Annotated in this window: 13 protein-coding genes; 9 read left to right on the forward strand and 4 right to left on the reverse strand. The window is 58.5% G+C overall.

Annotation, left to right across the window (positions count from 1 at the left end):
* Positions 1-11: 11 nt before the first annotated feature.
* Together ACSQ83_RS10975 and ACSQ83_RS10980 are read right to left on the reverse strand one after the other, a co-directional pair.
* Positions 12-2,246 carry a xanthine dehydrogenase family protein molybdopterin-binding subunit gene (locus ACSQ83_RS10975; RefSeq protein ID WP_414951259.1) on the reverse strand — a complete coding sequence of 745 codons (2,235 nt, stop codon included), beginning with the start codon at positions 2,244-2,246 and terminating at the stop codon, positions 12-14.
* A 1-nt stretch (position 2,247) separates the two neighbouring features.
* Positions 2,248-2,703 carry a (2Fe-2S)-binding protein gene (locus tag ACSQ83_RS10980; RefSeq protein WP_414951260.1) on the reverse strand — a complete coding sequence of 152 codons (456 nt, stop codon included), beginning with the start codon at positions 2,701-2,703 and terminating at the stop codon, positions 2,248-2,250.
* Between the two features lie 227 nt (positions 2,704-2,930).
* Here ACSQ83_RS10980 and ACSQ83_RS10985 point away from each other — a divergent pair, with 227 nt between their 5' ends.
* The 3 genes from ACSQ83_RS10985 (at position 2,931) to ACSQ83_RS10995 (ending at position 5,439) form a co-directional block, all read left to right on the forward strand.
* On the forward strand, positions 2,931-3,428 hold the full coding sequence (locus ACSQ83_RS10985) for a DUF305 domain-containing protein (RefSeq protein WP_436228148.1): 498 nt from the start codon (positions 2,931-2,933) through the stop codon (positions 3,426-3,428).
* Entirely contained in the window at positions 3,425-4,906 is a 1,482-nt protein-coding gene (locus tag ACSQ83_RS10990) for a cytochrome D1 domain-containing protein (protein WP_436228149.1), read from the forward strand. Before ACSQ83_RS10985 ends, ACSQ83_RS10990 begins: the two co-directional genes overlap by 4 nt.
* Before the next feature lie 206 nt (positions 4,907-5,112).
* Positions 5,113-5,439, forward strand: a complete 327-nt coding sequence (locus tag ACSQ83_RS10995; protein WP_436228150.1) for a DUF4148 domain-containing protein — start codon at positions 5,113-5,115, stop codon at positions 5,437-5,439.
* A 78-nt stretch (positions 5,440-5,517) separates the two neighbouring features.
* Here the strand turns inward: ACSQ83_RS10995 and ACSQ83_RS11000 are convergent, their stop codons facing one another.
* Positions 5,518-5,955 (reverse strand): carboxymuconolactone decarboxylase family protein, encoded by a 438-nt coding sequence (locus tag ACSQ83_RS11000; RefSeq protein ID WP_414951265.1) that lies wholly within the window; start codon positions 5,953-5,955, stop codon positions 5,518-5,520.
* 573 nt (positions 5,956-6,528) lie between these two features.
* Between ACSQ83_RS11000 and ACSQ83_RS11005 the strand changes: the two genes are divergently transcribed.
* The 6 genes from ACSQ83_RS11005 to ACSQ83_RS11030 are packed head-to-tail and all read left to right on the forward strand — an operon-like array spanning position 6,529 to position 11,546.
* Entirely contained in the window at positions 6,529-7,143 is a 615-nt protein-coding gene (locus tag ACSQ83_RS11005; RefSeq protein WP_414951276.1) for a c-type cytochrome, read from the forward strand.
* 35 nt (positions 7,144-7,178) lie between these two features.
* Positions 7,179-8,393 carry a c-type cytochrome gene (locus tag ACSQ83_RS11010; protein ID WP_436228214.1) on the forward strand — a complete coding sequence of 405 codons (1,215 nt, stop codon included), beginning with the start codon at positions 7,179-7,181 and terminating at the stop codon, positions 8,391-8,393.
* A 7-nt stretch (positions 8,394-8,400) separates the two neighbouring features.
* Positions 8,401-8,559, forward strand: a complete 159-nt coding sequence (locus ACSQ83_RS11015; protein ID WP_414951266.1) for a hypothetical protein — start codon at positions 8,401-8,403, stop codon at positions 8,557-8,559.
* Positions 8,556-9,125 carry a cytochrome C oxidase subunit II gene (locus ACSQ83_RS11020; protein WP_414951267.1) on the forward strand — a complete coding sequence of 190 codons (570 nt, stop codon included), beginning with the start codon at positions 8,556-8,558 and terminating at the stop codon, positions 9,123-9,125. Before ACSQ83_RS11015 ends, ACSQ83_RS11020 begins: the two co-directional genes overlap by 4 nt.
* Positions 9,115-10,743, forward strand: a complete 1,629-nt coding sequence (locus tag ACSQ83_RS11025) for a b(o/a)3-type cytochrome-c oxidase subunit 1 (RefSeq protein ID WP_414951268.1) — start codon at positions 9,115-9,117, stop codon at positions 10,741-10,743. The genes ACSQ83_RS11020 and ACSQ83_RS11025 overlap by 11 nt, the downstream gene beginning before the upstream one ends.
* Positions 10,740-11,546 carry a c-type cytochrome gene (locus ACSQ83_RS11030; RefSeq protein WP_414951269.1) on the forward strand — a complete coding sequence of 269 codons (807 nt, stop codon included), beginning with the start codon at positions 10,740-10,742 and terminating at the stop codon, positions 11,544-11,546. Before ACSQ83_RS11025 ends, ACSQ83_RS11030 begins: the two co-directional genes overlap by 4 nt.
* 956 nt (positions 11,547-12,502) lie before the next feature.
* Here ACSQ83_RS11030 and ACSQ83_RS11035 read toward each other — a convergent pair.
* On the reverse strand, positions 12,503-13,018 hold the full coding sequence (locus ACSQ83_RS11035) for an aminotransferase class I/II-fold pyridoxal phosphate-dependent enzyme (protein ID WP_436228215.1): 516 nt from the start codon (positions 13,016-13,018) through the stop codon (positions 12,503-12,505).
* Between the last annotated feature and the right edge of the window lie 18 nt (positions 13,019-13,036).

The raw sequence follows: 13,036 nt of genomic DNA on the forward strand, positions 1-13,036 counted from the left end.
TGTGTGTGCCCTCATGCGCTTTGCAGTTGACGGCCGACGGGCAACTGCCGCAAGCGCTTGCCGGTAGCGGCAAAAATCGCGTTGGTCAACGCGGGCGCGAGTGCTGCCGTACCCGGTTCGCCAATGCCTCCGGGCGCCTCGCTGCTCTTGACGATATGCACCTCGATAGGCGGCGTCTGATCAATCCGCAGCATCCGGTAATCGGTGAAGTTGGATTGCTCGACGCGACCGTCCTTGATCGTGATCTCGCTATACAGCGCTGCAGTGATGCCGAAGATAATGCCGCCCTGGATCTGCGCCTCGATGGTGTTTGGATTGACCACCATGCCGCAATCCACCGCGCAGACCACGCGGTTCACGGCTACTTCGCCGTCGCCGTTCACGGTGACGTCCACCACCATGCCGAAGAAACTGCCGAACGCGTGCATGACCGATACCCCGCGTCCCTGGCCCTTAGGTAGCGTGTTGCCCCAGCCGGCTTCGCGGGCGGCGACATCGAGCACGTTCTGCGCGCGCGGGGTCTTGCCCAGCAGGTCGTGGCGATACTTCACCGGATCGACTTTCGCTTGTGCAGCCAGCTCGTCCATGAAACTTTCGACTACGAAGGTTCCGCGAGTCGGACCGACGCCGCGCCAGAACGCGGTGGGCACGTCCATGGGTTCTTGCCGCACATAGTCGATGAATTGATTCGGCAGGTCATAGGGGAGATCGGAAGCGACTTCCACCGCATCTGGATCGAGGCCGTTCTTGAACGCAGGCGGGGCGAACCGCGCCATGATGGACGACCCCACTATGCGATGTTGCCACGCGACCGGCTTGCCATTCGCATCGAGACCGGCGGAGATGACGTCGTAGTAATACGGGCGATACATATCGTGCTGGACGTCTTCCTCGCGCGTATAGGTGACTTTCACGGGCGTGCCGACTTGCTTGCCGACCTTCAGCGCCTGGGCAATGAAATCGGTTTCCAGCCGGCGCCCGAAGCCGCCGCCGAGCAAGTGGTTGTGCACCGTGATCTTGTCGGCGGTGAGGCCGGTGATCTTCACGGCGGTATCCACCGCGCGCGTGGGCACTTGCGTGCCGACCCAGATATCGCAGCCATCGCTGCGCACGGACACCGTGCAGTTCACCGGCTCCATGGTGGCGTGCGCGAGGAAGGGTTGCTGGTACACGGCGTCAACGCGTGTCTTGGCGTCGTTAAAGCCCTTCTTGACGTCGCCGTCCTTGCGCGCCACGGCGCCATCACGCTTCGATGCATCGGCGAGTTGCTGCACTACCTTGGCCGTGGAAAAGTCTGCACCACGGCCTTCGTTCCACTTGATGTCGAGCGCTGCCGCGCCGCGCTTGGCAGCCCACGTATGGTCGCCGATCACAGCCACGCCGTTGTCGATGCGGATCACCTGGCGAACGCCGGGGATCTTCTTCGCGTTGGTGTCGTCGACGGAAACAAGCGTGCCGCCGAACACGGGGCTATTCACGAGGGCGGCGTAGACCATGCCCGGCACCCGGACATCGAGCCCAAACATGGCGGTGCCGTCCACTTTTTCCGGCGAGTCGAGACGCTTGGCAGCCGTGCCGATCAGCTTGAAATCCTTCGGGTCTTTGAGCGCCACGTTCTGAGGGGCAGGCAGTTTCGCGGCGGCATCGACGAGTTGTCCGTAACCGATGCGACGATTGCTTGCGGCATGCACCACTTCGCCTTTCTCTGCGTGGCACGACGCCGGGTCGACCTGCCATTGCTGCGCCGCCGCAGAAATAAGCATCACGCGAGCGGTGGCGCCGGCCTTTCGCATGGGCTCCCATGCATAGCGAATCGATGTCGATCCGCCCGTCAACTGGCCGCCGAGCAACGGATCCATGAAGAGCTTTTCATTGGGCGGCGCGTGATCGATCACCACGCTGTCCAGCGGCACTTCCAGTTCTTCCGCGATCAGCATGGGGATGGACGTATAGATTCCCTGGCCCATCTCGACCTTGGGAATCACGAGCGTCACCTTGCCCGTTGCGTCGATCTGCACAAAGGCGTTGGGCTCGAATACCCCGCTTTGCGGCGCTTCGTTGGCGTCGCCGCCGATCACTGACTTGGCGTTGGGTGCTTCGCCCTGGCTCGCCGCGGGTACGCTGAAACCCAGCATGAGGCCGCCGCCAACTGCCGCGCCTACCGATATTCCCAGCTTTAGAAACGTGCGCCGATTGACGCCGTCGGGTGCACGGCGGTTCTGTGCATCGAGTAATCCTCGCGACATGTCACGCCCCCTTGGCGGCGTGCTTGACCGCGGCACGAATACGGTTGTACGTACCGCAGCGGCAGATGTTGCCTGCCATTGCAGCGTCGATATCGGCATCCGAGGGGTTCGGGTTCGAGGCGATCAGCGAAGCCGCCGACATCACCTGACCCGACTGACAGTACCCGCACTGCACGACATCGAGCGCGACCCATGCGTCCTGTACTTTCTTGCCCGCGGGCGTGGTGCTGACAGCCTCGATGGTCGTCACCTTGCGTGTTCCCACCGCTGCAATCGGCAGCACGCAGGAACGCACGGCCTGGCCGTCAAGATGGACCGTGCACGCGCCGCATTGTGCGATACCGCAGCCGAATTTGGTGCCCGTGAGACCGACCAGATCGCGCAGTACCCAGAGAAGCGGCATGTCGGGAGGGGCGTCGACCGTGTGAGATTCGCCATTGATGGTAAGCGTCGTCATCTGCAACTCCAGTTGTCGTGGGGGATTTTTATAGTCGCCCTTAAGCGGAAACCTTATACAAGATTACGACGATTCGTGCTGAATCGTGCTGAATTGTCGACAGGCCTTGGCCGCGCCTGATTGATGCTTTTTTTTTATTGGCTGAAAAAAATGTGGAATAAAAGGGCGTGGAAAGGGTTAGCGCAGGCATTGATGTCCTTCACGCCCATTCTTCGAGGTGAGTTTCCGTGCCTTCCAATTTCATTACGGTCCTGCGTGCGCGATGCATCGCTGCCGCCGGGATCTCGGTTGCCGCTATCGCGCTGGGTTCAATCGGTTCCGTGGCCCATGCCGCCGACGCGGCGAGCGGAGCGCCGGAAAAGCCGTTCCTTGCTGAAAACGATCAGGCGATGACACGCATGATGGACGGTATGTCGATCAAGCCGAGCGGCGACGTCGATCGCGATTTCACCGCGATGATGATTCCGCATCATCAAGGCGCGATCGATATGGCGCAAGCCGAACTGCGCTATGGACACAACGAGCAATTGCGTCGCATCGCTCAGGAAATCATCGTTGAACAGCAGCAGGAAATCACCGCCATGCGCCTCGCGCTCGGGCTGCCGTTGCCGCCTTCGGCCCCAGCCCCGGATCAAGGTCAGGTACCGGGACACACCACCGCTTCTCAACCCGCGTCCAGCAAAAACATGTCCATGCCGATGCGCATGGACCAGGAGATGAAATGAAACGATCCACGCTGTTTTCCGCCGCGCTAACTGTGTTCGCGGCCACCGCGTTCGGGGCCATTCCGCAGCTTGCATGCGCAGGCCAAGCGCCCGATCTCGCGTCATCACCTGACATCGCGATTAGCCACCACGACCGCGTCTACGCGGCTGAACAGTTCTCGAATACGGTCTCCGTCACAGACCCCGTCGACAATAAACTGGTGGGCGTGATCCGTCTTGGCGATCCGTCGCCGGGCAATTTCAGCCCCTTGTACAAGGGACAAGTTCTCGTACATGGCATGGGTTTTTCGCCGGACCATCGAACGATCGCGGTGGTTTCCATCGGCTCGAATTCGGTCTCGTTCATTGACACGCAGACCAACGCCGTCAAGCATGTGACCTACGTTGGGCGGGCGCCTCATGAAGCATTCTTTACGCCGGACGGCAACGAGGTCTGGGTCACCGTGCGGGGAGAAAACTATGTGTCGGTGCTGGATGGCCACACGTTTAAAGAGAAGACCCGCATTACCACGCCGGCGGGTCCGGGCATGCAGATTTTCTCGCCCGACGGCAAGTATGGGTACGTGTGTTCATCGTTTAATCCTGAAGTGGATGTGATCTCCGTAGCCGATCACAAGCTGGTCGGCAAGGTCGCGCAGGTCAGCCCTTTCTGCCCGAACATTGCGGCTACACCCGACGGCAAGCAGGTCTGGTTCACGCTGAAAGATACAGGCAAGACGCAGGTGTTCGACGCTCGTCCTCCGTTCGCCACGCTTAAGGTCATCGATACAGGTCCGATTACGAACCACGTGAATATCGTGCATAACGCGAACGGTACGTTCGCTTATGTAACGGTCGGTGGGCTGAATCAGGTAAAGGTATTTCGCACAGACGACTTCACGCAGGTCGCCACCATTCCGGTTGGCAAGCTGCCACATGGAATCTGGCCGTCAGGCGATGGCAGCCGCGTGTATGTCGGCCTGGAAAATGCCGACGGAATGATCGCTATCGATACCTTGACGAATAAGGTCATCGCAACCATTCCGATTGGGCAAGCGCCGCAAGCGGTCGTCTACGTGCCGAACGCGGTGCCTGAAGGCGATGGGTCGCAGAACACGCAACCGCTTGGACTGGCAGGCGAGAGCGCTCATCTAAGCATGGTGCCGGTCGGCGCGAGCCAGACGGATAGGGCGCCGACCAGCGTCGCATTGTTTGACCAAGGCTTGCTGCAGGTATTGCAGGCATCGGCGACCGGCTTGCAGCCTAAATCGCCCTACGTGCTAGGTCTTTCCGATAATGCCGATGGCAGCGGCAACGTGGAATCGCTTGCGCTGTTCATGACGAACCCGGCGGGATCGGCGATCGTCAATGCGATTGGGCAGATCCGTCAGGTAGTCGTGCCGGGTACGAGTACTGCCGCCGACAAGCGGCGCTATCTGGTGATTGCGCCCCAAGTCTCTGGCAAGCCGGGTGCACCTGTGCAGGTGCAAGCGCTCTAACCGGTTTCGTTTTTCTCGAAGCGAATATATAAGGCCGCCGGAGCGAATGCTCCGGCGGCTTTTTCTTGGGCGAAGCCACGTTTGTTTGAAGTGCTGATGACGTGGTTTCAGCCTGCATCTATTTATTTTCGACAACTCAGGAATAAATCCGGTGGGAAATGGGTTTGCCCTTGTACCAACCCGTTAAACATATATTGGAGTCGAAAATGAAGACACTGTCCTGGCTTACCCTGTCCGCCGCCGTCCTGGTTTCCTCAAGCGCTTTCGCGCAAGGACTGACCCGCTCAGAAGTCCAGCAGCAACTGGTTCAAGCGCAGCAAAATGGTTCGGAGTACGTGTCGAACTCATCGTACCCGGATGTTCCCCCTGTGTTTCAGAACCAGGCTGAGAGTCAACGCAAGAACGCAAGCGCGTATGGCGGTGTTGCTGCCGGCGCGAACACCAGCGCACCGCGTGCGAGGATGAACGGTTCGCAAGGTCCTGAAACGTGTGTTGGTCCTGTGAGCTTCTGCAATATCTATGCGGGGTCGTGAGCGGCGCGGGCATATCCTGTAACCTGGCGCAGTGACCAAGGGGCAGACCGATTCATCGTCTGCCCGGTGTTCGTTTGATCAGACCGGCATCTTGCGGAATGCGATCGCAAAGCGGTTCCAACTGTTGATCGATGTCACCAGCAACGTCAGGTCGACGATCTCTTCTTCGGTGAAATGCGGTTGCACGGCTTCCCACACGGCATCGGGTACATGGTCGTGCGAGACCAGTGTGAGCGCTTCGGTCCATTCCAGTGCCGCGCGTTCGCGGTCCGTGAAGAACGGCGTCTCGCGCCATACCACGACGGCGGCCAGCCGGCGATCCGTCTCGCCGCCCTTGCGCGCGTCGGTCGTATGCATGTCGACACAAAACGCGCAGCCATTGATCTGCGATGCACGCAGGCGCACCAGTTCCGCCAGCGATTTTTCCAGCGACGACTTACCGATGTACTCTTCAACCGAAACCAGGGCCTTGATGGCGGACGGCTTGGCTTTATAGAAATCCAGACGAGTTTGCATGACAGCTCCTTCGGTTTAGATGGGTGCGCAATGTGTCGCGACATGAATAAGGTTAGGCGTTTCACTGGACCTTATAAATAGCCGATTTTGTCTGATTCCAGGTAACCAGTGGAGAAGCTCTCCAGACTTGGTGGCGCCTGGGTTGTCCCAAGCGTGACAGCCTGGCGAACAGCGGCGGGCTTATCCGTCAACGAGCCGTTCAAGCCCTAGCGAAACGCTTAAAGAAAAAAGCCTAAGCCCGGGAAATAGTGCGCGTTTATTGACTTGGATCATTGAATGATCAAGCTCAGTATTTCGACAAGTTGAATCAATTCAATATTGGTCAATAATGCATAAAATCGTGTGAATCTTAGTACTCGGCAAATTAGCTTAAGTGCTTTAAGCTCACTCTCCAGAGCAGTCGCGTTGGTTATAAAAAATTAGCTGTAGCGAAATACTGCAGACACAAAAAACCGATCGAGGGATACAACGGTGGGCATACGCAGCGTCCTCATAACACTAGTGCTGCTCGCAAGCTCTAGCCTGCATGCATTCGCCGCTGGCGAGGCGCCGGCCGAAAAAGCGCCTGACACCATGCAGGCGCGCGTGCTTGGGTGCGCGGCCTGTCACGGCGCGCAGGGTGAAGGCACGAGCAACGACTATTACCCTCGGCTCTCAGGCAAGCCCGCAGGTTATCTCTACAACCAATTGCTCGCCTTTAGAGACGGTCGTCGCAAGTACCCGCCAATGAACTATTTATTGGCGTATTTGCCTGACCCGTATCTTATGAAAATTGCGGAATACTTTGCCGCCGAGCATCCGCCCTTTCCGGCGCCCGCGCCCGTGACTGCAGATACGGCAACGCTCGCGCTAGGCAAGACCCTGGTCAATACCGGTGCCGCGTCGCGCAAGATTCCCGCCTGCGTGGCGTGCCACGGCGCGACGCTGACCGGCATGGAGCCGGCCATTCCCGGCTTGCTGGGTCTGCACTCCGACTACATCAGCGCGCAGCTGGGCGCATGGCGTTACGGCACGCGCACCACGCTCGCGCCGGACTGCATGCATGGCATTGCTATTAAACTCGCTGATCGTGACATCACGGCTATCGCGGCGTACCTGGCTTCGCTGCCGGCGCCGGAGAATCCAGCACCCGCTGCGGCTGGGTCGCTCAAGATGCCGCTCGCGTGCGGCACTGTTCCTAATCAATAGGCGAGGAAATAGACGTGCTCAGTTTCCGTGCCCTTATGCTTTTTTGCGCCTGCGTTGTGACCTTGAATGCGCGAGCCGCCGATCCGGGAGTGATTGCCCGCGGCGAATATCTTGCTCGCGCCGGTGATTGCATCGCGTGCCATACCGTGCCCGCCGGCAAACTATTTGGTGGTGGCCGCGGGATGGAAACGCCGTTCGGCACGCTCTATACGCCGAACATTTCATCGGACAAGGCAACCGGTATCGGCAAGTGGACCTCGGATGAGTTCTACACCATGATGCATACCGGCAAGTCGCGCGACGGCGAGCTGCTGTATCCGGCCATGCCGTTCGCCTCCTATACCAAGGTCACGCGCGCCGATTCCGACGCAATCTACGCCTACCTGTTGTCCACGCCGCCCATTCATCAGCCTAATCGTGCGCATGAATTGCGGTTTCCGTTCAACCAGCGCTCGTTGCTGTACGGCTGGCGCTTGCTGTACATGAAGCCTGGTGAATACCAGCCTGACACCACGCAATCGGTGGAATGGAATCGCGGCGCTTATCTGGTCGAAGGGCTCGGCCATTGCACGATGTGCCATACCGCGATCAATGCGCTAGGCGGTAATTCACCGTCCAAGCGCTTCGAAGGCGGCTTGATCCCGGTGCAGAACTGGTATGCGCCTTCGCTTACGTCGAATAAAGAAGCAGGGCTGGGCGACTGGAGCATCGAGGACATATCGGACCTGCTGCAGTCGGGCGTATCGAACCGAGGGGCAGTGTACGGGCCCATGGCCGAGGTCGTGTACGACAGCTTCCAGTATTTGACGGACGAAGACATTCGCGCCGTGGCGGTCTACCTGAAGACGCTGCCTGCGCGTGCCGGCGACAAGCCTGCGCCCGTCACCGCCGCTGTTGCAGAACAGCAGACCAGCCTTTCGCCGCTGGGCAAGAAGATCTACGACGCCCAATGTGCGTTGTGCCACGCGTCGCAAGGGCAGGGCAAGCCGCCGCATTTCCCGCCGTTGGCAAACAACCAGTCGATCCAGATGACCTCGGCGGTGAACCCGATTCGCATGGTGCTGAATGGCGGATATGCGCCCGGCACGAAGAAGAATCCGATGCCCTACGGCATGCCGCCGTTCGCTCAGTCGCTCTCCGATGTCGAGGTCGCGGCGGTAGTCACGTATATCCGCACGGCCTGGGGAAATCACGGCACGCCGGTTGGTGAGAAGGAAGTCAACACGTTGCGCTCAGCCCCACTTTATTGAGGACGTCATGACTGATTCCGAGAAAGAAGATGCCGCCGTCGATGAGATCGTGCGTGACGGCCCGCACGGCGCCATTGCGTTGGCGAGCGCGGCAACAGCCGTTGTGATCGGCTTGTGGTTTGTGTTTTATTTCTTCGTCTTCTTACCCCGCGGCGTTATCCAATGAGCACTGAACACCCGTCGCATGCGTCTGCCGATATAGCCGCGCGCATCGAGCGCAAGTGGGCGCTTCTGGTCGTCATCATTCTCAGCGTGCTGGTCGCCATGACGATCTTCACCGGACTGCATTGGGCCATGATGCCGCCGTCCCGAGTGGAGACCGTGCGGCCTGAAACGCTCAACGTAAGCGGTGAATTCATCGAGAGCAACCTGGGCAGCGCAGTTGAAGCAGATGGTTCGGTAACCGTACGAATTGTCGCTCAGCAGTACTCGTTTACACCGCAATGCCTGCTCATTCCTACCGATACACCCATCACTTTTCGCGCCACCAGCGCGGATGTCGTGCATGGCTTCCTGATCACGAACACGAATATCAATTCGATGATCGAGCCAGGTTATATCTCCACCTTCAAGAGCACCTTCACGCAGCCCGGCGAGCACCTGATGCCATGCCATGAGTTTTGCGGCACGGGACATCAGGGCATGTGGGCGCACGTCAAGGTGATCGATAAAACGGCTTTCCTCAAGATGGCAAACGCTAACGGTTCGCGGAGACTCAGCTGTGTTAAATAGCAAGCGACTCGTTCTCGCGCATTTCTGGCTTGGTTTCGTCAGCTTCGGCGGCGCATTGCTGCTCGGCGCGTGGCAGATGTGGGTGCGCAGCCCGCTACATCCGTGGCTGAAGAATCCGGAGCTCTACTATCGTTCGGTCACGGCGCATGGCTCGGCCATGGCCTATGTATTTCCCACGCTGATCGCAATGGGCTTCGGTTACGCGGTCACCGAACTGGCGCTAAAGAAACCGCTGGTCGGTGCGCGTTGGGCATGGGCCGGTTTCATTCTCGTGGCCGTGGGTACGGTGACCGCAATGGTGCCCGTCGCGATGGGCCTGGCCTCGGTCCTCTACACCTTCTATCCGCCGATGATCGGCAACGCGTTCTATTACATCGGCATTGTGCTGGTGGTGGTCGGATCGTGGATCTGGGTCGCGCTGATGTCGATCAATCTTGCCGTATGGAAGCGCGAGCATAAGGGGGTGCCGGTGCCTCTGGCGATGTTCGCGACCTTGGCCGGCGCCTATTTATGGGGCTGGACAGCGGTCGGTGCGGCCATTGAGATCCTGTTCCAGATCCTGCCTGTCGCGCTTGGCTTCAAGACGACGATCGATGCCGGCCTTGCCCGCGTGTTCTTTTCGTGGTCGCTTCACGCGATTGTCTACTTCTGGCTGATGCCGGCTTATATAGCGTATTACACAATCTTGCCGCGAGCGATTGGCGGCCGCCTGTACAGCGATTCGATGGCGCGTATCTCGTTCATCCTGTTCCTGGTCGTGTCGATGCCGATCGGCATCCACCATCTGTTCGCGGATCCGCAGGTCGGTTCAGGTTTCAAGTTCATGCATTCGGTGTTCACTGCACTGGTCGCAGTGCCGACCTTGCTGACGGTGTTCACCATCTGCGCGTCGGTTGAGATCGCGGCGCGTTTGCGTGGCGGGCGGGGCAGCTTCGGGTGGATCAAGGCGTTGCCCTGGGAAAATCCGCTGATGCTTGCGCTGGCGTTTTCGTTCGTCATGCTTGGCTTTGGCGGGGCGGGCGGTATCATCAATATGAGCTACCAGCTTGACTCGACCATTCACAACACGCAGTGGATCACCGGTCACTTCCATCTGATCTTCGGCGGCGCGATTGTCATCATGTATTTCGCGATTGCTTATGACCTCTGGCCGCATCTCACTGGCCGCGCGATGACGCACTTGAAGCTGATGCGACGGCAGTTGTGGCTGTGGTTCATTGGCATGATCGTGCTGACGTTCCCGTGGCATTTTGCCGGCATTCTCGGCATGCCACGACGCATGGCCTTCTTCGATTACACCAATCCGGAGATCGCCGAGCAGGCTTTGTCGGTGATCGTCTCGACTATTGGCGGCGTGATTTTGGTGATCTCGGCAGTGCTGTTTTTCATCGTGCTGATTCGCAACCATCGTGGACCGCGGAGTGTGATTGCAGAGTACAAGTTCAGCACGGCGGTGCATGAATCGAAGACTATTCCGGTTGCGTTGAACAGCTTTGGCCTGTGGCTTGCGCTGATGATCGGCTTGACGCTCTTCAACTATGGTTATCCGGTTGCTTCGCTGTTGTTCCGCTCCGATACATCCGTCCCCGCAATTCAGATTGGAGGGCCGCAGCGATGAGCGAAGAACGCTTGTTCTCGTTACGCAACCGGTGGTTCACCGTCACGGTTGGCGGCATGCTTGGCATGGTTGTGTTTTCGGTGGCTGTGGGTTTCATATGGCTGCCTTCGGCGCAGAGCGATCAGCCCTTCCAGGGCGTGTGGAATGCGATCTGCAGTGCGGCGGGCGTACCGCAGCAATGGTTGCGGATTTCATCGGCCACGCCGGTGCCGCTGGTGCAGACCAGTGCGGTCGCCATGACGCCGCAATTGCTGCCAGCGTCCAGCAGCACGTCGATTGGCCGGGGCGCGACCTTGTCGATGCGTTGCACGATGTGTCATGGTGTGCGGGGCATGAGCGACGCCAACTCGCCGAATCTCGCGGGTCAGTATGCTTCCGTGATCTACAAGCAGTTGCTCGATTTTCAGTCTGGGGCGCGGCGTAATGCGGTGATGTCGCCTATGGTCTCGAATCTGAGCGATCAGGATATGCGTGATCTTTCTGCTTACTATGCGTATTTGCCGAGGCCCGTTGCGTTGCGTTCCGATTCGGCGCCGAATGTGCCTGTGCCGGATATAGTGTCGGGTGGGGCGCCGATGCGGAATATTGCTTCTTGTGCGTCATGTCACGGCGGTATCGATCACAAGGTGGGGAGTCCGTGGCTCGAGGGAATGCCTGCTGCGTATACCCGGGCGCAATTGCAGGCTTTCGCGAACGACGCACGTCATAACGATATCAACGAGCAGATGCGGAATATTGCGCGGAATATGACGCCCGCGGAAATTGATGCGGCTGCTGCTTATTATGCCGGTGCGCAGCCATGAGGGGTTTGCTCGCGCCGGTGGACGGGGTTTGGAGGTGGGTGGCAGGTTTTGGGCTGGCGGTCGTGGGGTCAATGCGGGGTTGCTGATTTCTAGGGCTTTGCGCGTTTAGTGTTAGATGTTTTCTTTATCACTATTAGCCACTGCGCGTGGCGGCGCGTCATTTCTTTGTCCAAAGCGACAAAGAAACGAAGCAAAGAAAACGCTTTCACCTCTCTAAAAATTAAGTGTCCACAGCGTGCAGTTTATTTCATTGGTACCCCAAAAGCACGGTGCTCGCCAGAGCCACGGATGTGTGAAACCCTCCTTCTCGCGAATCCTGACAGTAAAACGCTTCGCCCCGTACGCTCTCGGGCAAGCACCAGTGCCCCACAAACCCGCACGGCCTCACGCGCTTTTATGGGTGCGGTTCTTCGCGGGTTAGCTCGTCGGTTCGCGCTGTTATTTCGGGTGTAAGGCCTTACACGTTCTGCAGCACCGTTTTTCGACGGGTTTTCAAATGGTTCGGCATGCATACAAATTTGGAGGTTGGTTTTCCGCGGATAGCGCGGGGCGCTCCTTGGGCGGGTTCAGTCGTTAGTGCTTGCCCGAGAGCGTACGGGGCGAAGCGTTTTACTGTCAGGATTCGCGAGAAGGAGGGGTTCAAACATCCTAAGCTCTGGCGAGCACCGTGCTTTTGGGGCACCTATGAAATGGAACTGCACGCTGTGGACACTTAGGGTAGAGCGGTGAAAGCGTTTTCTTTGCTTCGTTTCTTTGTCGCTAAGGACCAAGAAATGACGTGCCGCCACGCACAGTGGCTAATAGTGATAAAGAAAACATCCAACACTAAACTCGCGAAGACCTGGAAAGCAGCAACCGGCATTGAACCAGAACCGCTAACGCGGAACCCGTGCAACCCGGCATCGACTCCGACCGCTAACCCCAGAACCTGGCAACTGGCACTAACCCTGACCAACTCACGTCATCCTCAACAATCGCATCCTTATCTTCTTCATAGCGACCCCGATCTCATCCACCCCGATCCCGCCATACCCGAAAATCAACCCTTCGTGCGTTGGCCGATTCATATAGAACCCAGAGATCCCATACAACCCAATAGACGGATCAAGCACACCACCGGTCAGATGCTTTTCCTTCAACGCCCCCTTCAACCTAGCAGTCATATGAATTCCCGCTGCGGGAATCCGGGGCTCGAACCATTCAGCAAGTTCGTTCTGCAGCGACGAAACAAGCATCCTCCGACGATCCTCGTAGTGTTGGTGCATACGTCGCAAATGCTTGGCAAAATCGCCATCCAGCATGAACTTGGCTAGCGCCGCCTGCGTCATCGAGCAGCTATGCCAGTCACTAATCTGCTTGGCTTTCTGTATGGCTTCATGCAACGACGCCGGCGGCGCCACATAACCCACCCGCAACTCGGGAAAGATCGTTTTCGAAAATGTGCCGACATAAGCGCCGCCACCCGCCTCGATAAATCTATCTTGACAGTA

The organism is Caballeronia sp. LjRoot29 (genome assembly GCF_964252755.1).
Classification (GTDB): domain Bacteria; phylum Pseudomonadota; class Gammaproteobacteria; order Burkholderiales; family Burkholderiaceae; genus Caballeronia.

Coding starts and splice junctions, on each gene's coding strand:
- ACSQ83_RS10995 (WP_436228150.1), top strand. CDS start 5,113: ATGAAGACACTGTCCTGGCTTACCCTGTCCGCCGCCGTCCTGGTTTCC.
- ACSQ83_RS10980 (WP_414951260.1), bottom strand. CDS start 2,703: ATGACGACGCTTACCATCAATGGCGAATCTCACACGGTCGACGCCCCT.
- ACSQ83_RS11020 (WP_414951267.1), top strand. CDS start 8,556: ATGAGCACTGAACACCCGTCGCATGCGTCTGCCGATATAGCCGCGCGC.
- ACSQ83_RS11010 (WP_436228214.1), top strand. CDS start 7,179: ATGCTTTTTTGCGCCTGCGTTGTGACCTTGAATGCGCGAGCCGCCGAT.
- ACSQ83_RS11000 (WP_414951265.1), bottom strand. CDS start 5,955: ATGCAAACTCGTCTGGATTTCTATAAAGCCAAGCCGTCCGCCATCAAG.
- ACSQ83_RS10975 (WP_414951259.1), bottom strand. CDS start 2,246: ATGTCGCGAGGATTACTCGATGCACAGAACCGCCGTGCACCCGACGGC.
- ACSQ83_RS11030 (WP_414951269.1), top strand. CDS start 10,740: ATGAGCGAAGAACGCTTGTTCTCGTTACGCAACCGGTGGTTCACCGTC.
- ACSQ83_RS11015 (WP_414951266.1), top strand. CDS start 8,401: ATGACTGATTCCGAGAAAGAAGATGCCGCCGTCGATGAGATCGTGCGT.
- ACSQ83_RS11005 (WP_414951276.1), top strand. CDS start 6,529: ATGCAGGCGCGCGTGCTTGGGTGCGCGGCCTGTCACGGCGCGCAGGGT.
- ACSQ83_RS10990 (WP_436228149.1), top strand. CDS start 3,425: ATGAAACGATCCACGCTGTTTTCCGCCGCGCTAACTGTGTTCGCGGCC.